Source organism: Dactylosporangium sp. CA-139066 (assembly GCF_050936175.1).
In the GTDB taxonomy this organism is placed as follows: domain Bacteria; phylum Actinomycetota; class Actinomycetes; order Mycobacteriales; family Micromonosporaceae; genus Dactylosporangium.
In genome coordinates this window covers 818,182-839,137 of record NZ_JBNJNH010000001.1, presented here as the reverse complement: position 1 = coordinate 839,137, position 20,956 = coordinate 818,182, and the positions used below count along the sequence as shown (strand labels likewise).

Genomic DNA, 20,956 nt, shown 5'->3' with positions numbered 1-20,956 from the left:
GGGCCGCGACTTTTGCCCAGCGCCGGTTCGTTTCCTTGTGCGCTCAGGCCGGACCGGGCCGCGACTTTGCCCAGCGCCGGTCGTTCGTCCTTGCGCTCCTTTGCCCAGCGCCGGTTGTTCGTCCTTGCGCGCTCAGACCTGGCGTTCTGCCGGACGGGCCGCGACTTTGCCCAGCGCCGGTTCGTCTCCCTGCGCGCTCAGGCCGGACCGGGCCGCGACTTTGCCCAGCGCCAGTTCATCTCGGCGGGGTCCGGCGGCGGCCCGGGGAGGCGGTCGGCGTCGTCGCGGTCCATGCCGTCGATGGCCAGCTCCAGGTAGCGGCGCCGCAGTTCGGCGCTGCGCCGGCGGTCCGGCAGGCGGATGGCGGCGCAGGCCTCCAGGATCATGGTGACGTCGGCCACCACGAAGTCCTCGCGCAGGCGGCCGCCGGCGTGGGCCCGGGCCACCAGGCGCTCCACCAGCTCGTTGGCGCGCATCGCGTCGGCGACCATCTCCGGGGTCGAGGCGAACGTCCCGGCCAGGTGGACCGTGAGCGCGTGGACGTCGGCCTCCACCACGGCGCGCAGGAACGTGGTGAACGCGTCCCAGCCCTCGTTCATGTCGTCGCCGTCCTTGGCGGCGTCGATGAAGGCCTTCAGCCCGTCGTGGCACAGTGTCCGCAGGAGATCTTCCTTGCCCGCATAGCGGCGGTAGAGAGCGCTGATTCCCACCCCGGCCCGCTCGGCCACCGCCGAGATGGGTGCCTTCGGGTCCTCGAGGAACACGTCCCGGGCGGCCGCGAGGATGGCGCCGTCGTTGCGGGCGGCCTCGCGCTTACGCCCCTGCAGCGGTGCGGTCATGGCGACACCCTAGCACCGGAACGGACTGTTCCGATCCGTTGGCCCAGCGCCGCCGGCCCGCGATCCGCGCCTCGCGTGAGCCCAGGCGGGAGGCAGTCGAGGAGATCGTCGTTGCGGATCGCCGACCCGCTTCGCGCCTCGCGCGAACCCGGGCAGGCACGCCTCGGCGCACTGCCGACCCGCTACGCGCCTCGCGCGGGCCCGGGCGAGCAGGACGCGCGAGCCCGGGCGGGCACGACCGAGCCTGCCACTTCCTGCACGTCCGCTCGGCCAACCCGGACGCGGTGCCGCTCATCCTCACGCACGGGTGGCCGGGCTCGATCGTGGAGTACCTGGACCTCATCGAGCCGCTGACCGGCGACTTTCACCTGGTCATCCCGTCGCTGCCGGGCTACGGGTTCTCGGGGCCGACGCGCGGGCGGGGCTGGAACCGGTACACCACGGCCAAGGCGTGGAACGAGCTCATGTCCCGGCTCGGGTACGAGCGGTTCGGCGTCGTCGGCAACGACGCGGGCTCGATGGTCGGGCCGGAGCAGGGACGCCTCGCGCCCGAGCGGGTGATCGGCGTGCACGTGACGCAGCTCTTCTCGTTCCCGAGCCGCGACCCGGCGGAGTTCCAGGATCTCAGCGCCGTCGACCAGCGGGCGCTGGCCAAGCTGCAGTGGTTCTACGAGAACAAGATGTCGTTCAACATCCTGCAGAGCCAGCAGCCGCAGACCCTGGCGTTCGCCCTGGCCGACTCCCCCGCCGGCCTGCTCGCCTGGCTGGCCCAGCTCTTCGGCGAGAACCTGGACCCGGACTTCGTCCTGGCCAACGTCGCCGTCTACTGGTTCACCCGCACCGCGGCGTCCTCGATGCGCTTCTACTACGAGGAGGCCCACGCGACGGACAGGCCGCAGACGCCGACGACCACCCCGATCGGCCTGGCCATGTTCTACGGCGACTTCGAGTCGATCCGTCGCTTCGCCGACCGCGACCACGCCAACATCGTCCAGTGGCACGCGTACGGCTACCCGCCCCTCGCCACGGAAGACCCGGCAGGCAACCCGCCCCTCGCCACGGAAGACCCGGCAGGCAACGCGCCCCTCGCCACGGAAGACCCGGCAGGCAACCCGCCCCTCGCCACGGAAGACCCGGACAGCGCGGCCCTGACCACGGAAGACCCGGCGGACAACGCCGCCCGCGCCACGGAAGACCCGGCGGGCGACGCGGCGAGTGAACCGGTCAACTCGAACGACGCGGCCGGGCATTACGCCGCCCACGAGGCGACCGAAGTGCTGGCCGCCGACATCCGGGCATTCTTCAACACTCTCTCCTGAGAGCCATCGCCGCGCAGGCTCGGTTACGCTTCGGCTCGTGGAGGCACCGAACGATCCGGAGCGCACGCGGACGCTCCTGCCGCTCTTCCCGCTCGGCACGGTGCTGTTCCCCGGCCTGGTGCTGCCGCTGCATGTGTTCGAGCCGCGGTACCGCACCCTCGTGCAGCACCTCACCGAACTCCCGGCGAACCTTCCCCGGGAGTTCGGTGTCGTGGCGATCCGCCGCGGCTGGGAGGTCGGCCGGCAGACGGAGTCGACGGACGCGTCGATCACCGCGGGCGAGTCGCTGTCGCTGTACGAGGTCGGGTGCGCCGCGGAGATCCGCCAGATCACCGAGCTGCCCGACGGCCGCTTCGACCTCATGACGGTCGGCCGCCGCCGCTTCCGGCTGCTGGGCCTGGCCCGCAACGACACCCCGTACCTCACCGGCGAGGTCGAGTGGCTCCCCGAGCCCAAGGGCGACCCGGAGCGCGAGAGCGAGCTGGCCGCCGGCGTGCTGGCCGCCTACCAGGACTACCTCCGCGCGGTACGCGCCGACGAAGACGGCGAGCAACTGCCCGACGACCCGACGGTCCTGTCGCACCTCGTCGCCGCGACGGCCTCCCTCACCCTCGAGGACCGCCAGTCGCTCCTCGCCGAGCCGGACACGGTCAGCCGCCTCAAGGCCGAGCGCACCCTGCTGCGCCGTGAGGCCACGCTGCTCGGCCAGGTCCGCGCCGTGCCGGTCGCCCTGGCCGACCTCGCCGTCCCGTCAAGCCCGAACTAACGGAAATATCCGACACCTGGCCGGCGGTCCGGAACCACCCGGTGCTTGGCGCTGAGGAACGGCGGCGAGGCTAGGCGGCGAGGCTAGGCGGAGCCTCCCGGATCCCGGCGATCGACGCCCGGGCCGGACTCGGACGACCCTTCCGCGTTGGGCTGAGGACCCGGAATCGGGCCATCGGGCGGCCAGACAATGTCGGCGTGCGGAGCGCTCGGCCCGTTGCCGGCCGAGGTGGGCATCGGCGTCGGCCAGCCCTGATCGGCGGCGGAATGCCCAGCCGAAGAAGCGGCCCGACCACCATTCGAAGCCGACGGCTGACCGAACTGCTGCATCTGTTCGCCCGACGGCGAAAACCCCGCCTGCGCCTGGAGGTGACCGGCCGCCGGGAACGTGGGCTGGCCCTCACCGTGACCGGCGGCCGGGAACGTGGGCCGGCCCTCACCGTGACCGGCGGTCGGGAACGTGGGCTGGCCCTCACCGTGACCGGCCGGCGGGAAAGCGGGCTGGCCCTGCGCGTGACCGGCCGACGGGAACGCCGGCTGAGCGTCGGCGAAGCCGGCCGGGTCTGGCTGGTAGCCGGGCTGCGAGTGGCCGGCGGGAACGGTCGAGTAGGCGTCGTCGGCGGGCGGGTACTCGCCGGGGGGCGGCGGGTAGGCGCTCGGCGCCGGCGGCCCCAGGTACTCGGGGGGCATGTTGTCGTAGCGGAGCGTCGGCGAGGCGTGGAAGCCGGCCAGGCCCGTGTAGATCGCCGCGGCGGCCAGGCCCTGGATGAGCATGGTGCCGCGGACCCACGGGACGAAGCCGAACGCCAGGCTGGCCGAGCCGCTGCGCAGCTTCACCGGGCGGAAGATGTGGGTGTCGACCGGGGCGTGCTCGGCCTGGTCGATGTAGTGGGACCAGCCGATCTTGTTGCCCAGCCACGCGGCCAGGACCGAGGCGCCGATCGAGCCCAGGACCACGGCGGCGAGCAGCACCGGGCCGCGGTAGCGGCGGAGCAGGAACCAGGCGGCCACGGCCACGATCGCGCCCATGCCGAGCGACATGAGGATGAACCAGCCGTCGTCGGCCCAGTAGCCCTCGGGCTCGGGCTGGAGGGGATATGGGCCGTACTGCGTCTGGACGAGCTCCACGTGCGGGGCAAGCTTCGACCACAGCCAGCCGAACGGCGCGCCCAGGGCCGCGACCACCACGGCGACGAGGAGGGCGAACAGCGCCTCCCGACCGCGTGGCACGCTCGCCGGCTGCGGGGTGGCGGCCTCCGGCTGTTCGACGGGCGAAATCGGGGCGATGCTCACGATCCCATCCTGCCAGGCTCGGGCGCCGAACCGGCAAGCGAGTCCACCGCCGTCCCGGACGAGGACGCCACCGTCCCGGACGAGGACGCCACCGTCCCGGACGAGGACGCCACCGTCCCGGACGAGGACGCCACCGTCCCGGACGAGGACGCCACCGTCCCGGACGAGGACGCCACCGTCCCGGACGAGGACGCCACCGTCCCGGACGAGGACGCCACCGTCCCGGACGAGGACGCCACCGTCCCGGACGAGGACGCCACCGTCCCGGACGAGGACGCCACCGTCCCGGACGAGGACGCCACCGTCCCGGACGAGGACGCCACCGCCGTCCCGGACGAGGACGCCGCCGTCCCGGACGAGGACGCCGCCGTCCCGGACGAGGACCAGGCGGCGTTCGCGGAAGAGGACCAGGCGGCGTTCGCGGACGGGGCGGGTGAAGACGGGGCAGTCAGGTCCGGGAGGGTGAGGTCCATGGCCATGAGGCGCGGAGCCTCCTCGCGGCGGTCGACGCGGCCCTTCACCGCGACCACCGCGTCCTCCGCGACCCACTGGTCGACCATCTCGTAGGTGTCCGGGAAGAACATGACCTCGACGCTGCCGTCCAGGTCCTCCAGGAGGGCCGACGCCCAGGGGCGGCCCTGGCGGGTGACCTTGCGCTGGACGCCGGACAGGATGCCGGACAGGCGGACGACGGCGCCGTCGGGGACCGTGCCCTCCTCGGCCAGGGCGGCGATCGGGCGGTCGGCGGCGGCGCGCAGGACGTGCTCCAGGCCGCGCAGCGGGTGGTCGGAGACGTAGAGGCCGAGCATCTCGCGCTCGAAGGCCAGGCGCTCGGGCTTGTCCCACTCCATCCTGGGCACCGGCGGGGCGGTCATCAGCGGGGCGCCGAAGAGGTCGAACTGGCCCATCGCCTCGTTGCGCTTCACGCCCATGACGGCGTCGAGGGCGTCGGCGTGGATGCTCAGCAGGCCGCGGCGGGAGTGGCCGAGGGAGTCGAAGGCGCCGGCCTTGATGAGGGACTCGATCGTCTTGCGGTTGCACACGACCTGGTCGACCTTGGCGAGGAAGTCGTAGAAGTCGGTGTAGGCGCCCTTCTCGCGGCGGGCGCGGATGATCGCCTCGACCGCGGCCGCGCCGACGTTGCGGATCGCGCCGAGGCCGAAGCGGATGTCGGGGCCGTCGGCGGCGAAGCGGCCCTGGGAGGAGTTGACATCGGGCAGGAGGACGCGGATGCCCATGTGGCGGCACTCGGCGAGGTAGACGGCCGAGCGGTCCTTGTCGCCGCCGACCGAGGTGAGCAGGGCGCTCATGTACTCCGCGGGGTAGTTGGCCTTGAGGTAGGCCGTCCAGTAGGCCACCAGGCCGTAGGCCACGCTGTGCGCCTTGTTGAAGGCGTAGTCCGAGAACGGCACCAGGATGTCCCACAGGGTGCGGATCGCGGCCTCCGAGTAGCCGCGCTCGCGCATCGCCGGCGCGAACAGCGTGAACTCCTCGTCGAGGATCTCCTTCTTCTTCTTGCCCATCGCGCGCCGGAGGCGGTCGGCGGCGCCGAGGGTGTAGCCGGCGACGCGCTGGGCGATCGCCATGACCTGCTCCTGGTAGACGATCAGGCCGTAGGTGTCGCCGAGGATGTCCGCGAGGGGCTCGGCGAGCTCGGGGTGGATCGGCGTGACCGGGCGGCGGCCGTTCTTGCGGTCGGCATACTCGTTGTGCGCATTGGCGGCGATCGGGCCGGGCCGATAGAGCGCGCCGACGGCGGAGATGTCGGCGAAGCTGTCGGGGGCCATCGACCGCAGCAGCTGGCGGACCGGCGTCGCCTCGAACTGGAACACGCCGAGCGTGTCGCCGCGGGTCAGCAGCTCATACGTCGGCCGGTCGCTCAGCGACGCCTCCTCGATCACGACCGAGACGCCCCGGTTGTGGTGGATCGCCTCGAGCGCGTCGTCGATGATCGTGAGGTTGCGCAGGCCGAGGAAGTCCATCTTGAGCAGGCCCATCGCCTCGCAGGCGCCCATGTCCCACTGCGTGATGATCGCGCCGTCCTGCTCGCGGCGCTGGATCGGCAGCACCTCGATCAGCGGCTCCCGGGACAGGATGACGCCGGCGGCGTGCACGCCCCACTGGCGCTTGAGCCCCTCCAGGCCGCGGGCGGTGTCGACGACGGTGCGCACGTCGGGCTCCGACTCGTAGAGCCGGCGCAGCTCGCCGCCCTCCTTGTGCCGCGGGTGGGCGGGGTCGAACACGCCGGACAGCGGCATGTCGCGGCCGAGCACCGGCGGGGGCACGGCCTTGCTGATCCGCTCGCCGAGGGAGAAGGGGAAGCCCAGCACCCGCGCCGCGTCCTTGATCGCCGCCTTGGCCTTGATCGTCCCGTACGTGATGATCTGCGACACCCGGTCGGCGCCATACTGCTCGGTGGCGTATCGGATCATCTCCCCGCGCCGGCGCTCGTCGAAGTCCATGTCGATGTCGGGCATGCTCGGCCGCTCCGGGTTGAGGAAGCGCTCGAAGAGCAGCCCGTGCGCGAGCGGGTCGAGCTCGGTGATCCCCAGCGCGAACGACACGAGCGAGCCGGCCGCCGACCCGCGCCCCGGCCCGACCCGGATGCCCTCGCGGTGCGCGTGCGCGACCAGGTCGGCCACGACGAGGAAGTAGCCGGCGAGGCGCGCACCGGTGATCACCGACAGCTCATACTCGGCCTGGCGGGTGTGCTGCGGGGAGACGCCATCGGGGAACCGGCGGCGCAGACCCCGCTCGACCTCGGCCCGCAGGAACGTCTCCTCGCTCTGCCCGGGCGGGACGGAGAAGCTCGGCATCAGGCTGCGCGCGGCGAAGACCTCCGCATAGTCGCCGATCCGCTCGGCGATCTCCAGGGTGGCGTCGCAGGCGCCGGGGACCTCGGCGTCCCACAGCCGGCGCATCTCCTCGGCCGGCTTGAGGTAGAAGTCGCGGGCGTCGAACTTGAAGCGCTTCGGGTCGGCCAGCGTGGTCGCCGACTGCACGGCGAGCAGCGCCTCGTGGGCGTCGGCGTCGCCGGCGAACGTGTAGTGCAGGTCGTTGGTGGCCACCGGGGTGAGCCCGAGCCGCTGGCCGAGGCGCAGCAGGTCGGCGCGGACCCGGGACTCGATCTCGAGGCCGTGGTCCATGAGCTCCAGGTAGAGGTTGCCGGCGCCGAAGATGTCGCGCAGCTCCCCGGCGGCCGCGCAGGCGCGCTCGAAGTCGCCGATGCGCAGCCAGGTCTGCACCTCGCCGGAGGGGCAGCCGGTCGTGGCGATCACGCCGGCCGCGTGCTCGCCGAGCAGCTCCCGGTCGGCCCGCGGCTTGTAGAAATACCCCTCCAGGCTGGACCGCGACGAGAGCCGGAACAGGTTGCGCAGGCCGGTGGCGTCGGCGGCGAGCAGGGTCAGGTGGGTGTAGGCGCCGCCGCCGGAGACGTCGTTCTCCCCACCGTCGGCCCAGCGCACCCGGGTGCGGTCGCGCCGGTGGGTGCCGGGGGTCAGGTAGGCCTCGACGCCGAGGATCGGCTTGATCCCGGCCCGCACGGCCTGGTGGTAGAAGTCGTGGGCGCCGAACATGTTGCCGTGGTCGGTCATGGCCAGGGCGGGCTGGCCGAGCCGCGCGGCCTCCCCGAACAGCGGCCCCAGGCGCGCGGCACCGTCGAGCATCGAGTACTCGGTGTGTACGTGCAGATGTACGAAACCCACGGCCCCGAACCTATCGCGGGGGTACGACATTTTGCGGCACGTCAAATTGGTGGACACTGCACTGCATGATCGACCGTGACCGCCTCGGCGCACTGCTGCGCCGAGAACGAGCCGAATTCGCCGAGCGCCACCCGCGATCCGCGACCGAGTACGAGCGGGCCGGGCACCTGTTCGGCCGGGTGCCGATGACCTGGATGAACAAAAAGGCGGCGGGCTTTCCGCTGTACCTCGCCGCCGCCCGCGGCGCCACGGTGACCGACGTCGACGGGCTGGAGTACACCGACTTCTGCCTGGGCGACACGGCCGCGATGGCGGGCCACTCCCCCGAGCCGGTCGTCGCCGCGGTCCGCGAGCGCTTCGAGGTCGCCGGCGGGGCGTGCGCGATGCTGCCCACGCCCGACGCGGCCTGGGTCGGCGAGGAGCTGACCCGCCGCTTCGGCGTGTCCCGCTGGAGCTTCGCGCTGAGCGCCACCGACGCCAACCGCTGGGCGATCCGGCTGCTGCGCGCGGTGACCGGCCGGCCGAAGATCCTGTTCAACAGCTACTGCTACCACGGCTCCGTCGACGAGTCGCTGATCGTCCTCGACGCCCAGGGAAATCCGGCCGCCCGCGAGGGCAACGTCGGCGCGCCGGTCGACGTGACGGTGACGAGCCGGGTCGCCGAGTACAACGACCTGGCCGGCCTCGAGCGCGAGCTCGCACACGGCGACGTCGCCGCGGTGATCATGGAGCCGGCGCTGACCAACATCGGCATCGTCCTGCCGCGGCCGGGCTATCTGGAGGGCGTGCGGGAGCTGACCCGCCGGTACGGCACCTACCTCGTCAACGACGAGACGCACACGTTCTCGGCCGGCCCCGGCGGGGCGACCGGCGCGTGGGGCCTGCAGCCCGACGTGGTCACGATCGGCAAGGCGATCGGCGGCGGCATCCCCGCGGCCGCCTACGGTTTGTCCGCGGAGTTCGCCGAGATGGTGGAACGAACGGAGCATCTCGATCTCATCGACATGGGCGGCGTCGGCGGCACCCTGGCCGGCAACGCCCTGTCGATCGCCGCCACCCGGGCCACCCTCGAACATGTCCTGACAGACGCGAACTTCGAGAGGATGTCCGCCTTGTCCGAGCAGTTCGCCGTCAACACGCGGCGCACGATCGAGGCGCACAACCTGCCGTGGTCCGTGACGAGGCTCGGGGCACGGGTCGAGTACCGGTTCGCGAACCCGGCGCCCACTACGGGTACCGAATCAAATGCCGCAAGCGACGCGGACCTGGAGGACTTCCTCCACGTCTATCTCGCGAACCGCGGCATTCTCCTGACCCCGTTCCACAACATGGCGCTGATGTCCCCGGCCACGACGCCGGAGCAGGTCGCCCACCACGACGAGGTGTTCACGAAGGCGATCGAGGAGCTTCAGCGCGCGTAGGGGTCCATCATGACCGCCGCCGCCCGCAGCCACGCCCGCTTGGTCGCCGGCGCCAGCATCGGATACTCGATGTTGGAGCCGCTCTCCAGCGCCGGGTCGTAGGGCACCACGACGACGGCCCGCGTCCGGGTGCGGAAGTGCCCGGCCAGGTCGTCGATGAGCGGCGTCGGGTTGGGCGTCGGGCAGGACAGCAGGGTCACCGCGTTGGCGACGAGCTCCTCCATGCCGGCCTCGTCGAGCAGGTCGAGCATCCAGTCGGCGGTGAACGCGGCGTCCTCGCGCGGCACGCTGGTGACCACGAGCTGGTCGGCCGCCTGCAGCACGGTCTGCCAGTTGGGGCTCTCGACGTTGTTGCCGGTGTCGACGCAGATCACGTCGTGGGTGCGGCGCAGCAGCTCCAGCACGCGGCGCACCGTGTGCGGGTCGAGCCGCTGCGCGAAGCGCGGGTTCTCCTCGCCGGCCAGCACGTCGTAGGAGCCGTCGGAGGCGTGGCGCAGGTAGTCGTCGAGCATGTCGTAGAGGTCGTAGCCGGTCGCGTGCTCGACGCGCACGAGGTCGGCGATGAGGTGGCGGATCGTGCGGGCGTGCCGCGCGCTGCCGGCACGCAGGCCGAGCGTGCCGCGCAGCTCGTTGTCGTCCCAGGCGATGACGCCCTTGCCGCGGACGCTGCCGATCGTGGCGGCGGTCAGCACGGTCGCGGTCGTCTTGTGCACGCCGCCCTTGGGGTTGGCGAAGGCCAGCACCTTCGGCGTCGGGATCTCCTGGCGCAGGACCTGCACCATCTGCTCGGTGGGGTCGGCCGGGCGCGGCGCCTGGTACTCCACACTGGGGCCGCGACGCGGCGGCGCGTCATAGGGGCGGGTGCCGTTGCTCATTGGCTCTTCATCGTAGGGCCGGGACGGCGGATGCGGGGCGGTGGCCCGGTCGAACCGGCCGTCGTAATCGAGATCACCTGGGGCCGACCGGCCGAGCAGCGCCCGATCGAGGAGCGAGCGCCAACGGGCCGGCTCCGCCGAGCGTTCCCACCCTGCCTCGGCCACGGCTGACCCTCCCTCGACGCGCGCACGCAAACCCGTACCTCAGGCTACGGACCGAACACTATTCGGACCACACCTGCGAGCCCATCCCCTGCATCAACTGCACGACAGGCCGAAGGGATATCGCCTCAGGACGGACCGGGGGACGCGGCGGCCTCGGTCACCGGCTCCGCGACCGTAGTCTGCTCGGGCAACGGGGGCAGGAACACCGTGCGATCGAGGCGTTGCAGCTCGGTGATCGGGTCGACCACGCGGGTCTCGGGGCGGGCGGCGACGGCGCGCAGGGCGGCCGGGCCGGCGTACACGACCGCGGCATAGACACACGAGCAGTGCTCGCGATAGGCGGTCGCCTCCTGGTCGGCGACGATGGCGCCGTCGACGTAGCGCTGGCGGGTGTCGCTCGGGGCGTCGTCGGCCCGGGCGAGCAGGTCGCGGTAGTGCTGCGCCTCGTCGATCTTGCGCCGGGCGGTCTCGTCCATGGCCGTGACCACGTCGTCGGGCAGCCGGTACGCCCCGAGCCGCACGAGCTCGGTCTGCGTTTTCGGCAGCGGTACCCGGGCGAAGACGCTCGACACCGAGACGTCCGCGAGCACCGGCGCCAGCCGGTCGGGCGCCAGGTAGGCGGTGAAGGACACGAGCGCGTAGGTGGGCGCGTCACCCGGCAGCGCGGCCAGCTGGTCGCGGCCCGACTGGATGTACGCCGGGATCGAGTCACCCGCGGCCACCCCGACCCGCAGCGCGTCGCCGAGGGACGGGTCGCTGCGCGGCCGCTCGGGCCGGTGCACGGCGAGCAGTGTCGCGGTCACGGCGAGCACGCCGACGACGATCGTGAACGCCCGCAGGCGCTGGGCACCCCGGAAGATCCGGGCGAGGACGTCGCCGACCGGCGGAAGGAGGCGCTGGTCGAGTCGCTGGAGCTGCTTCATCGCCCCGCCAGGGTCGCACAGCGCTTTCTTAAGGGTGACTCATGGGGTCTTGACATCGATTGAGTGAAGGATTTCTATCAGGAAGGTTTCCTAATAGAAGCCTCCCCCACCGGAGAAGAGGACCCATGCGCAGATCGACCACGGTCCGTGCTCTCGGAGCCGCCGCGGTGGCGCTCACCGCCACCGGCGTGTTCCTCGCGGTCACGCCGTCCGCCCAGGCCGCGACCGCGATCCCCGCCCACGTGTTCGCCCCGTACTTCGAGGCGTACAACGGCGACAGCCTCAACGGCCTGTCCCAGCAGTCCGGCGACAAGTACCTGACGATGGCGTTCATCCAGACCGCCAGCCGGGGCTCGTGCACCGTGTACTGGAACGGCGACAGCGGCATGCCGATCGCCGGCTCCACCTTCGGCAGCGACATCGCCGCCATCCGCGCCCGCGGCGGCGACGTCATCCCCAGCTTCGGCGGCTACGCGGCCGACAACGGCGGCACCGAGATCGCCGACAGCTGCACCGACGTCAACCAGATCGCGGCGCAGTTCGAGAAGGTCATCACGACCTACGATGTCACCCGCATCGACCTGGACGTCGAGGACAACTCGCTGACCAACTCGGCCGGCATCGACCGCCGCAACAAGGCGATCAAGATCGTCGAGGACTGGGCGGCGGCCAACGGCCGGACCATCCAGTTCGTCTACACCCTGCCGACGACCACGAGCGGCCTCGCCGACAGCGGCCTCGCGGTGCTGCGCAACGCGGTGTCGAACAACGCCCGGGTCGACATCGTCAACCAGATGACGTTCGACTACTACGACAACCAGCCGCACCAGATGGCCAACGACACCAAGACGGCGTCGAACGGGCTGCACTCGCAACTGCAGCAGTTGTACCCCGGCAAGACCAGCCAGCAGCTGTGGTCCATGATCGGCGTCACCGAGATGATCGGCGTCGACGACTTTGGCCCGGCGGAGACCTTCACGCTGGCCGACGCCAACGCCGTGTACAGCTGGGCCACCCAGCAGGGCATCGCGGAGCTGTCGTTCTGGGCGCTCCAGCGCGACAACGGCGGCTGCCCGGGCGGCGCGGCGTCGGACACGTGCTCGGGCATCTCCCAGAGCACCTGGGACTTCTCGCACATCTTCGCGCCGTTCACCAGCGGCGGCAGCACCTCGTCGCCGAGCCCCAGCCGCAGCGCCAGCACGTCGCCGAGCCCGAGCCGCAGCCCGAGCACGTCGCCGAGCCCGAGCCGCAGCAGCAGCACCCCGCCCGGCAACGGCCTGGTCAACGGCAACTTCGAGACCGGCAGCCTGAGCCCGTGGACCGGCTCGCTGTGCAGCGTCGTGAGCACGCCGGTGCACGGCGGGACGAAGGCCCTCAAGGCCGCCGCGTCCAGCTCCGACAACGCCACGTGCAGCCAGACGGTCGCGGTCCAGGCCAACCACGCGTACACCCTGACCGCCTGGGTGCAGGGCAGCTACGCGTTCCTGGGGGCCACGACGGGGGCCGGCGACACGAGCACGTGGACGCCGGGCGGCTCGAGCTGGACGAAGCTGACCGTCACGGTCAACACCGGCAGCTCGGCGTCGATCAAGGTGTGGGTGCACGGCTGGTACGGCACCGGCACCATCTACGCCGACGACATCACGCTGGCGTAAGCAGGCAGGATCAGGCGGCGGCGCCGAGGATCTCGAGCGCCGCCGCCAGGTCCTTGGGGTACTCGCTCACGAAGGACACGTAGTCGCCGCTGCGCGGGTGCAGAAAGCCCAGCTCCCGCGCGTGCAGCCACTGCCGAGACAGCCCGAGCCGGGCCGCCAGGGTCGGGTCCGCGCCGTACGTCAGGTCGCCCACGCAGGGATGGCGCAGCGCCGAGAAGTGCACCCGGATCTGGTGCGTGCGCCCGGTCTCGAGCTTGATGTCGAGCAGGCTCGCCGCCGGGAACGCCTCGATCGTGTCGTAGTGCGTGACGCTCGGCCGGCCGCCGGAGACGACCGCGAACTTGTAGTCGTGGTTCGGGTGCCGGTCGATCGGCGCGTCGATGGTGCCGCGCAGCGGGTCCGGGTGGCCCTGGACGACCGCGTGGTACCGCTTCTCGACCTCGCGGGCCTTGAACGCCCGCTTGAGGGCGCTGTAGGCGGACTCGCTCTTCGCCACCACCATGAGCCCGGTCGTGCCGACGTCGAGCCGGTGCACGACGCCCTGCCGCTCGGCCGCGCCGCTGGTGGCGACCGTCTGCCCCATCGCCGCCAGCCCGCCGATCACGGTCGGGCCGGTCCAGCCGGGGCTCGGGTGGGCCGCCACGCCGACCGGCTTGTCGACCACGACGATGTCGTCGTCGCTGTACACGACCACGAGGCCGTCGACCGGGACCGCCTCGACGGCCACCGCGCCCGGCGGGGCGGGCAGCGTGACCTCGAGCCAGGCGCCGGCGCGGACCTTCTCCGACTTCGCGCGGACCTCGCCGTCGACGGCGACGTCGCCGGCCTCGACCAGGTCCGCCGCGACCGTCCGGCTCAGGCCGAACAGCCGGGTCAGCGCCTGGTCGAGCCGCGTGCCGTCGAGCCCGTCGGGCACCGGCAGCGAGCGAACCTCACGCATTGCGCTTGACCCGCGTCCCGTCGCGCCGGCGGCCCATGAACTCCAGCAGGATCGCCAGGGCCACCCCGACCGTCAGGGCCGAGTCCGCGATGTTGAACACCGGGAAGTGGCCCGCGTGGTCGTCCAGGAAGCTGAACATGTCCACCACGTGGCCCCGGAAGGGCCCGGGCGCACGGAACAGCCGGTCGCCGAGGTTGCCCGCGGCCCCGCCCAGGATGAGCCCCAGCGCGACCGCCCAGGCGGCCGACAGGGTGCCCTTGATCATCCAGAACAGCCAGCAGATCACGCCGATCGCGATCAGCGGGAAGATCCACGTCTGGTCGCGAAACATGCTGAACGCCGCACCGCTGTTTCGCGTGTAGATGACGTAGATCAGCCCGTCCAGGAGCTTGAGCGGCTCCCGGTGCGCGATCGTCGAGGTGGTCCACTGCTTGACGGCCAGGTCGATCGCGACGACCGCGATCGCGACAAGGCCGAAGACTGTCCAGGCCCGGGTCCGCGACCCCGTCGCGGCCTCGGTCGTCCGATCCTGGGTGGGGTCCTGGGTGGTCAGCGCCGCTCCTCCAACTGCTTGCAGGTGACGCAGAGCGTAGCGGACGGGAAAGCGGCCAGCCGCTCGACCGGGATGGCGTTGCCGCACTTCTCACACCAGCCGTAGCCGCCCTCGTCGAGGCGCTCCAGGGCCCGCTCGACCTGCGAGACCCGCTCCGCCAGGTTGTTGGCGATGGTGATCTCCTGCTCGCGCTCGCCGGTCTTGGTGCCGGTGTCGGCCTGGTCGTCGCCGGCCGAGTCGGTGAGCCGGTGCTGCTGCAGCTCGTGGATCTCGAGCAGGGTCTGGTCGTGCTCCGCCTTGAGCTCGTCCCGCCGCTCGATCAGGGCAACGCGGATCTTCTCGGTCTCGGCTGCCGTGCGCGTGCCACGGGCGGGCTTCGCCCCAGCGGTCTTGGCCGCGGTGGTCTTCGGTTCTGCGGTCTTGGCCATGGTGGCTCCCTCGGCCGCACGGGCGGCGGTTGACGTGGTCGGCGCTTTCCTGGTGCTGGTCGTGCTGGTCCTGCCGGCGGTACGGCCAGTGGTCCCCTGGGCCGCCGCCATTTTCTCAGCGGGCGGCTGCGCCCGCTCCCCCGAACGCCTGGCCGTCCGGCCCGATGCCGCGTTCGCGCTCTTGGCCCGCGACGAAGTCCCGGACGTGGCTTGCCTAGTGGCGGGTTTCTGTGCTGTTGTCACAGTGGTCACACCCGTCACATCGGCGGCGTTACCCCGCCCGGCGCCGCTTGCTGACCGCCCCTTTGGCGCGGCACCAGCCCGCTCGGCCATGGCTCCCCCAGATGCAAAATGGGCGCGCGACGCGCGGTCGCGCACTCCAGTGGCTGGCAAGAATACGGAATGTACACGCGTCCTACAAACGCGCCACACGTATTCGGGCCAATTGGATCAACTATTGGCGCCGATCCTCGCCATGTTCGGCAAACCAGCGGGCAAGCCTTCCCCGCCTGCTCACGGCCCGCAGCCGCCGCTCCGCGACGTCGCGAACCTGCTCAGTGGTGACGATCAGGAGGCTGTCGCGGTCCTTCAGGCGAGTCTCCGGCGCCGGCACGAACGCGCCGCCGTCGCGCAGCACGAGCGTCACGACCGCACCGACAGGCAATCGTAACTCGTCCACGTGCACGCCGTTGAGCTTCGAGCCGGTCGGCACGTCGACCTGCAGCAGATCGGCCCCCATGCGCTCCAGCGGGGCCGCCTCCACCTGCAGGTCCGTGGGCTCGGCGGGCGCGGTGACGCCGAGGCGGCGCGCGACCGGGGGCAGCGTGACGCCCTGCGCCGCCGTGTAGATCACGACCAGGACGAACACCACGTTGAAGAGGTCCTGGGCGCCGGGCACGCCGGCCGTGAGCGGGATGGTGGCCAGCACGACCGGCACCGCCCCCCGCAGGCCGGCCCAGGACAGGAAGGCCTGGTCGCGCCAGCCGAACCCGGAGCTGGTCAGCGCGAACGGCGCGACGCTGAGCAGAACCGACAGCGGCCGGGCGAAGAGGACCAGCACCAGGCCGACGACGAGCGCGGTGAGCACGGCGCCGCCCAGCTGGCTCGGCGAGGCGAGCAGGCCCAGCAGCACGAACAGCGCGATCTGGGCCAGCCACGCCAGCCCGTCGGCGAAGCCGAGCATGGCCCGCCGGTGCGGCAGCCGGGCGTTGCCGAGCACCACGCCGGTGACGTAGACGGCGAGGAAGCCGGAGGCGTGCGCGACGGAGCCGACCGCGTAGGCGAGCACGGTCAGGCCGATCGCCGCCAGCGGGTACAGGCCGGCCGAGGGCAGTGCCGCCCGGCGCAGCGCCCACGAGCCGCCGAAGCCCACCAGCAGCCCGATGGCGGCGCCGGCGACGAGCTCGTAGGTGACGAGGCCCAGCTCCACGTACCAGGCGCCCTGCTCGGCCGGCGCCGTGGACAGCAGCACGACGAGGATCACCACGGGCGCGTCGTTGATGCCGGACTCGGCCTCCAGCAGCGCGGCCAGCCGCGGCCGGACCGGCACCCGGCGCAGGGTCGAGAACACCGCCGCGGCGTCGGTCGAGGACAGCACGGCGCCGTAGAGCAGCGCCTGCTGCCAGCCGACGCCGAGGGCATAGTGCACGACGGCCCCGACAACCGCGACGCTGACGACCACGCCGAGGGTGGACAGCACCGCCGCCGGGCCGAGCACGGGCCGCAGCGTCGACCAGCGGGCCGTCAGGCCGCCCTCGGCGATGATCACGACGAGCGCGCAGATGCCGAGCGTGCGGGTCAGCTCGGCGTCGGCGAACCGGATGCCGAAGCCGGCCTCGCCGATCACGATGCCCAGCAGGAGGTACACCAGGAGGCTGGGCAGTCCCAGACGGACCGACAGGCGCACGGCGCCGACGCAGACCAGCAGGACCGCCGCGCCGACCAGAAGCGCGACGTTGAACTGGTGCGTCAACGGCGGCCCGCCAGCAGCTCGGCGACCCGGTCGGGCAGGTCGTCGGGCGGGTCGGCGAGCTCGACCAGCTTGTCGCGGCTCGTGGCGCCGGCCTTGAGCCGCAGTGCCGACGGCCGGACCCCGATGGCGCCGGCCAGCGCCTTCAGGGCCGCCTCGGTCGCCTGCCCCTCCACGGGCCGGGCGCCGACCGCGACGACCACTGCGGGCCCATACGGCCCCGGGTGGCTCCCGCCCACCACGGTGCGCGAGGCACCGGGCTTGACGCGGATCGCGATCGTGGTCACGCCTCATTGTGAAGGATCACCCGAACGAGGGCGATCCTCCGCACGGCGGGAATCCCGGTCGCCGGGCGGCGAGCAGCCCGCCGTTCAGCGTCGAGCCAGCAGCACGTCGTTGGGGGCGCAGGTGCTGCACGGGGTGAAGCCGAGCTCGACCGCCTCGTGCGCCGGCAGCGGCTCGTGCTCGCGGCCGAGCAGGTGCGGGCAGGACGGCACGTGGTACCGGGGCCGGCCGTCGATCACCAGGACATCGGCGTCCAGCGTGGCGACGCGGGCGAGGTCGGCGGCCGAGGAGTGCTGAATCGGCGGCTCGTCGGCCGGCTCATCGTCGTCGTACTCGTCATCGTCGTCATCATCGTTGTCGTACGCGGCGGCGGCGCGGTCGTAGCCCGACGGGTACTCCTCGTAGCGCCCCGGCTCGTCGTCCCCGCGGCCCGGCACGGCCGGCTCGGGCTCGTCGCGCACGGGCGCCATCATCGCGGTCTCGTCCGCCACGACCGGCCCGCTCGGGCGGCCGCCGGCCGCGCTGCCGTAGGTCGTGCCGGTGGTGCCGCCGGCGCGGGCCCCCGCCCCCACGGTCTGGCGCTCGGCGCGGCGGCCGAACTCCCCCGAGTCGGCGAGGTCGAACTCCTCGCCGAGGTGCGAGGCGAGCGGGTCGTAGCGCTCCGACGGCACCTGCCGCCCGGTGCGGGTGCGGGCCGAGCGCGCGGCCGCGGCCTGGCGACCGCCGACGATCAGCGCGACCGCGGCCAGCAGGCTCGCCCCGATGGACGCCACCAGCAGGGCGTCCGAGCCCTGCAGCAGTCCCAGCACGAGCAGGCCGACGGCCACCACGATCAGCAGCAGGCTTCCGACGATCACGGCCCTGTCCCTCCGCAAAGGCGAATCCCGGGGCGAGTGCAGAGCCTCTCCGGGCGAGTGTCTCTCAGCCGGTACAACGAACGAAGCAGTCGGAAGTCTCCCAGAAGCGACGGGCGCCCCAGTCGAATTTCGACTGGGGCGCCGCGTGTCGCATTGACCGGCCGGGCCTCAACTGCTCGACGGCCGCCTGCTCTGTGCCGCTAGTTCACTCGTACGGGTGCCGCCGGGGCCGGTCAGCGACCGGCGCCCTCGTAGCCGCCCGCGAGGCCGGCCGTGGCGAGACCGCCACCGACGGCGGGACGCGCCGCGCCCTCGCCGCGCGCGGCCATCTCGGCCTCGAGGCTCTGCTCGCGGCCCGTGAGGTCGCGCAGCTGGCTCTCCAGGTACGCCTTGAGGCGCGTGCGGTACTCCCGCTCGAACTGCTTGAGCTCCTCGATGTGCTTCTGCAGCGCGGTGCGCTTGGCGTCGAGGCCGCCCATCGCCTCCTGGTGGCGCTGGCGGGCGTCCCGCTCGAGCGCGTCGGCCTTCGCCCGCGCGTCGCGCGTGACCTCCTCGGCCTTGGTGCGGGCCTCGGAGAGAAGCTTGTCGGCCTCGCGGCGGGCGTCCGACACGTGGTCGTCGGCGGTGCGCTGGGCCATCATCAGCACGCGCAGGGCCTGCTGCTCGCCGTCGCCGGCGCCGCTGGGGCCGCCTTGGGCGCGGATCTGGTCCAGCTCCTGCTGCATGCCGCGAGCGGCCTGCTCGGCGGAGGTCTTCTCGCGCTGGACGCGCTCGAACTGCGACTTGAGGTCGGCGAGCTCCGCCGCGAGGCGAGCGTCGCCACCGGCACCGGTGGCCCCGCGGGCCGGACCGCCGCCGCGCTCGAGCTGCGCGCGCAGCTCGTTGTTCTCTTCGATCAGCCGGGCGAGCTCACGCTCGACCTCGTCGAGGAAGGCGTCGACCTCCTCCTCGTCGTAGCCCCGCTTGCCGATAGGGGGCTTCTTGAAGGCGACGTTGTGAACGTCGGCCGGGGTCAGCGGCATCGAAACTCCTCGGGTCAGTTGCGGCCGCGTGGCCGCCGAGCGGTGCGTGTCACGAGAACGCCGCGATCAGCCGCCCTAACACGACGTACATCAGCACGAACAGGATAACCAGCAGCACAAGCGAAGACAGGTCCACGGCCACGGTACCAATACGCAGCGGACGAATCACCCGCCTCAACGCTTTGAGCGGCGGATCGGTGACGCTCCACACCACTTCGAGCGCCGCCGCGGCGCCCCGGCCGGGCTGCCAGCGGCGTCCGAACTGGATGACGTAGCCCATCACGAAGCGTGCGAGGAGCGCCACCAAGAAGAGGTAGAGCAGCAGATGCACGATCTGCAAGGTGATGGACACCACGGTCTCTGAGTCCTCGCATCAGCTCTGGTTGAAGAACCCGCCCTCGGCGATCTTAGCTTTGTCCTCTGCGGTGACCTGGACATTTGCCGGTGAGAGCAGGAAGACTCGGTTGGTCACGCGCTCGAAGTTACCACGCAGGCCGAATACGAGCCCGGCGGCAAAGTCGACCAAACGTTTGGCGTCCGCCTCATCCATTTCGGTGAGGTTCATGATCACGGGGACGCCGTCGCGGAAGTGCTCGCCGATCGTGCGCGCCTCGTTGTAGGTAGTGGGGTGCAGCGTCGTGATCGCGTAGCGGCGGTCGTCGCTCTCCTCTTCCACGTGGGCGCGCTCCCGGATCGAGCTCGACGGGGCCAGCGCGAGATTGTCGCGCGTCGGGTAGCTGACCGACGTGGTCGGGCGGGTGATCGAGCGCACGGTGCCGGCCCGGCTCGCGGCGCCGGCCTCGAGCCGGTCGGCCGCGGACAGCCGCTCGGAGACGCGCTCGGACGCGCTCAGGCGCTCGGAGGCCGACAGCCGGTCGGACGAGCCGAGGCGGTCGGAGGCGCTCAGGCGCTCGGAGGCGGACAGCCGGTCGGAGGTGGACAGCCGGTCGGAGGACGTGCGGGAGCGCGGCGCCGGGACCTCGTCGACCTCGTCCTCGTCGTCGAGCATGTCGTCGCCATAGCGGTAATGACGATCGTCATAGCCACGATCGTCCTCGTCCTCGACGAGACCGAGCCAGACGCCCGCCCTGCGCAGAGCACCCATGCGAGCTCCTCCGTCCACCGCCATGCGGCACTTCCCCCCGTTGTCGGTGCCACCGTTCACGTTGTGCGACACCGCCCCGCCGGCGCAGAACCACACCCGTGTAGTTTTTCCGTTCCCGCGGTCAGGCTACCCCAGTGGGGTGCGTTTTCCGAGCAATGCGCTGCCGACACGGACATGTGTCGAGCCGTGCAAAATCGCGGATTCAAGGTCGTCGCTCATGCCCGCGGAAATCCAGTCCGGTTCGCCGTGCGCACCGGAAAAGCGCTGCCGAATCCGCGCCGACATCGCCGCGAGCCGCCCGAATGCCTCGTCGGGCGTCCAGTCCAGCGGCGCCACCGCCATGACGCCGAGCAGCCGCAGATGCGGGCTCGCCGTGATCGCCTCGGCGACCTTCTCGACCTGGCCGGTGAGCGCGCCGCCGCGGTGCTCGTCGTCGTCGAGGCTCACCTGGACGAGGGCGCCCAGCGGCGTGTCGCGCTCCGCCCTGGCCGCGGCGTCGCTGAGCGCCTCGACCAGCCGCAGGCTGTCGACCGAGTGCACGACGTCGGCGTAGCCGGCCACCGAGCGGGCCTTGTTGCGCTGCAGCTGCCCGACGAAGTGCCACCGCACGCCGGGCACGGCGGCGGCCTTGGGAGCCGCCTCCTGGTCGCGGTTCTCGCCGACGTCGCGCACGCCGAGCTCGGCCAGGCGGGCGACGTCTTCGGCCGGATAGGTCTTCGTGACGGCCACCAGGGTGACCGATTCCGGCTCGCGGCCGGCGTTGCGGCAGGCCGTCGCAATGCGCTCGCGCACCGCGGCGAGATTGGCCGCGATCTGCTCGGTGCGCGCATCCACGAAA

The 20,956-nt window shown here is 72.0% G+C and carries 17 protein-coding genes and 2 pseudogenes; 4 read left to right on the top strand and 15 right to left on the bottom strand.

Annotated features, from left to right (window positions below):
* Nucleotides 1-197 precede the first annotated feature (197 nt).
* Nucleotides 198-839, bottom strand: a complete 642-nt coding sequence (locus ACQEVU_RS03915; RefSeq protein WP_433320630.1) for a TetR/AcrR family transcriptional regulator — start codon at nt 837-839, stop codon at nt 198-200.
* Here ACQEVU_RS03915 and ACQEVU_RS03910 point away from each other — a divergent pair.
* Both ACQEVU_RS03910 and ACQEVU_RS03905 read left to right on the top strand, forming a co-directional pair.
* Nucleotides 740-2,158 (top strand): alpha/beta fold hydrolase, encoded by a 1,419-nt coding sequence (locus ACQEVU_RS03910; RefSeq protein ID WP_433320627.1) that lies wholly within the window; start codon nt 740-742, stop codon nt 2,156-2,158. The two genes, ACQEVU_RS03915 and ACQEVU_RS03910, sit on opposite strands and share 100 nt — an antisense overlap.
* 37 nt (nt 2,159-2,195) lie before the next feature.
* Nucleotides 2,196-2,924, top strand: a complete 729-nt coding sequence (locus ACQEVU_RS03905; RefSeq protein WP_433320624.1) for an LON peptidase substrate-binding domain-containing protein — start codon at nt 2,196-2,198, stop codon at nt 2,922-2,924.
* A gap of 83 nt (nt 2,925-3,007) precedes the next feature.
* On the opposite strand, the gene ACQEVU_RS03900 is transcribed toward ACQEVU_RS03905, so the two are convergent.
* Nucleotides 3,008-4,216, bottom strand: a complete 1,209-nt coding sequence (locus ACQEVU_RS03900) for a hypothetical protein (RefSeq protein WP_433320621.1) — start codon at nt 4,214-4,216, stop codon at nt 3,008-3,010.
* A 425-nt stretch (nt 4,217-4,641) separates the two neighbouring features.
* Nucleotides 4,642-7,950, bottom strand: a pseudogene (dnaE, locus tag ACQEVU_RS03895) (DNA polymerase III subunit alpha); the annotation flags it as partial.
* 35 nt (nt 7,951-7,985) lie between these two features.
* Here dnaE and ACQEVU_RS03890 point away from each other — a divergent pair.
* Complete coding sequence (locus ACQEVU_RS03890) at nt 7,986-9,341, top strand: transaminase (protein WP_433320618.1); 1,356 nt, start codon at nt 7,986-7,988, stop codon at nt 9,339-9,341.
* Here ACQEVU_RS03890 and ACQEVU_RS03885 read toward each other — a convergent pair.
* Together ACQEVU_RS03885 and ACQEVU_RS03880 are read right to left on the bottom strand one after the other, a co-directional pair.
* Nucleotides 9,329-10,120: pseudogene (locus ACQEVU_RS03885) on the bottom strand (MinD/ParA family ATP-binding protein); the annotation flags it as partial. The gene ACQEVU_RS03890 and the pseudogene ACQEVU_RS03885 overlap by 13 nt on opposite strands.
* Nucleotides 10,121-10,506: 386 nt before the next feature.
* Nucleotides 10,507-11,304, bottom strand: coding sequence for a hypothetical protein (locus tag ACQEVU_RS03880; protein WP_433320616.1), 798 nt, complete (start codon nt 11,302-11,304; stop codon nt 10,507-10,509).
* Between the two features lie 125 nt (nt 11,305-11,429).
* On the opposite strand from ACQEVU_RS03880, the gene ACQEVU_RS03875 reads away from it, so the two are divergent.
* The gene (locus tag ACQEVU_RS03875; RefSeq protein WP_433320613.1) at nt 11,430-12,959 is read left to right on the top strand and encodes a carbohydrate binding domain-containing protein; all 1,530 of its coding nucleotides are present in this window, start codon (nt 11,430-11,432) and stop codon (nt 12,957-12,959) included.
* A 10-nt stretch (nt 12,960-12,969) separates the two neighbouring features.
* Here ACQEVU_RS03875 and ACQEVU_RS03870 read toward each other — a convergent pair whose 3' ends face one another.
* From ACQEVU_RS03870 to ACQEVU_RS03825, 10 genes are all read right to left on the bottom strand, one after another.
* Nucleotides 12,970-13,899 (bottom strand): RluA family pseudouridine synthase, encoded by a 930-nt coding sequence (locus tag ACQEVU_RS03870; protein ID WP_433320610.1) that lies wholly within the window; start codon nt 13,897-13,899, stop codon nt 12,970-12,972.
* On the bottom strand, nt 13,892-14,539 hold the full coding sequence (gene lspA / locus ACQEVU_RS03865; RefSeq protein WP_433320608.1) for a signal peptidase II: 648 nt from the start codon (nt 14,537-14,539) through the stop codon (nt 13,892-13,894). Before lspA ends, ACQEVU_RS03870 begins: the two co-directional genes overlap by 8 nt.
* Nucleotides 14,449-14,880 (bottom strand): TraR/DksA family transcriptional regulator, encoded by a 432-nt coding sequence (locus ACQEVU_RS03860; protein WP_433320605.1) that lies wholly within the window; start codon nt 14,878-14,880, stop codon nt 14,449-14,451. The genes lspA and ACQEVU_RS03860 overlap by 91 nt, the downstream gene beginning before the upstream one ends.
* A 454-nt stretch (nt 14,881-15,334) precedes the next feature.
* Entirely contained in the window at nt 15,335-16,852 is a 1,518-nt protein-coding gene (locus ACQEVU_RS03855) for a potassium/proton antiporter (RefSeq protein WP_433320602.1), read from the bottom strand.
* Nucleotides 16,849-17,136 carry a DUF167 domain-containing protein gene (locus ACQEVU_RS03850; RefSeq protein WP_433320599.1) on the bottom strand — a complete coding sequence of 96 codons (288 nt, stop codon included), beginning with the start codon at nt 17,134-17,136 and terminating at the stop codon, nt 16,849-16,851. The genes ACQEVU_RS03855 and ACQEVU_RS03850 overlap by 4 nt, the downstream gene beginning before the upstream one ends.
* A gap of 84 nt (nt 17,137-17,220) precedes the next feature.
* Nucleotides 17,221-17,991 (bottom strand): hypothetical protein, encoded by a 771-nt coding sequence (locus ACQEVU_RS03845; RefSeq protein ID WP_433335354.1) that lies wholly within the window; start codon nt 17,989-17,991, stop codon nt 17,221-17,223.
* Nucleotides 17,992-18,224: 233 nt separating this feature from the next.
* The gene (locus ACQEVU_RS03840; protein WP_433320596.1) at nt 18,225-19,013 is read right to left on the bottom strand and encodes a DivIVA domain-containing protein; all 789 of its coding nucleotides are present in this window, start codon (nt 19,011-19,013) and stop codon (nt 18,225-18,227) included.
* A gap of 49 nt (nt 19,014-19,062) precedes the next feature.
* Nucleotides 19,063-19,368, bottom strand: coding sequence for a YggT family protein (locus ACQEVU_RS03835; RefSeq protein WP_433320593.1), 306 nt, complete (start codon nt 19,366-19,368; stop codon nt 19,063-19,065).
* 18 nt (nt 19,369-19,386) lie between these two features.
* A complete protein-coding gene (locus tag ACQEVU_RS03830; protein WP_433334780.1) occupies nt 19,387-20,118 on the bottom strand; it encodes a cell division protein SepF in 732 nt (243 codons plus the stop codon).
* 126 nt (nt 20,119-20,244) lie between these two features.
* Nucleotides 20,245-20,952, bottom strand: coding sequence for a YggS family pyridoxal phosphate-dependent enzyme (locus ACQEVU_RS03825; protein ID WP_433320591.1), 708 nt, complete (start codon nt 20,950-20,952; stop codon nt 20,245-20,247).
* Nucleotides 20,953-20,956: the final 4 nt, after the last annotated feature.

Bases quoted from the DNA above. Each gene is read 5' to 3' on its own strand.
- ACQEVU_RS03915 (WP_433320630.1), bottom strand. From the start codon at position 839: ATGACCGCACCGCTGCAGGGGCGTAAGCGCGAGGCCGCCCGCAACGAC.
- ACQEVU_RS03890 (WP_433320618.1), top strand. From the start codon at position 7,986: ATGATCGACCGTGACCGCCTCGGCGCACTGCTGCGCCGAGAACGAGCC.
- ACQEVU_RS03880 (WP_433320616.1), bottom strand. From the start codon at position 11,304: ATGAAGCAGCTCCAGCGACTCGACCAGCGCCTCCTTCCGCCGGTCGGC.
- ACQEVU_RS03875 (WP_433320613.1), top strand. From the start codon at position 11,430: ATGCGCAGATCGACCACGGTCCGTGCTCTCGGAGCCGCCGCGGTGGCG.
- ACQEVU_RS03870 (WP_433320610.1), bottom strand. From the start codon at position 13,899: ATGCGTGAGGTTCGCTCGCTGCCGGTGCCCGACGGGCTCGACGGCACG.
- ACQEVU_RS03860 (WP_433320605.1), bottom strand. From the start codon at position 14,880: ATGGCCAAGACCGCAGAACCGAAGACCACCGCGGCCAAGACCGCTGGG.
- ACQEVU_RS03840 (WP_433320596.1), bottom strand. From the start codon at position 19,013: ATGCCGCTGACCCCGGCCGACGTTCACAACGTCGCCTTCAAGAAGCCC.
- ACQEVU_RS03830 (WP_433334780.1), bottom strand. From the start codon at position 20,118: ATGGGTGCTCTGCGCAGGGCGGGCGTCTGGCTCGGTCTCGTCGAGGAC.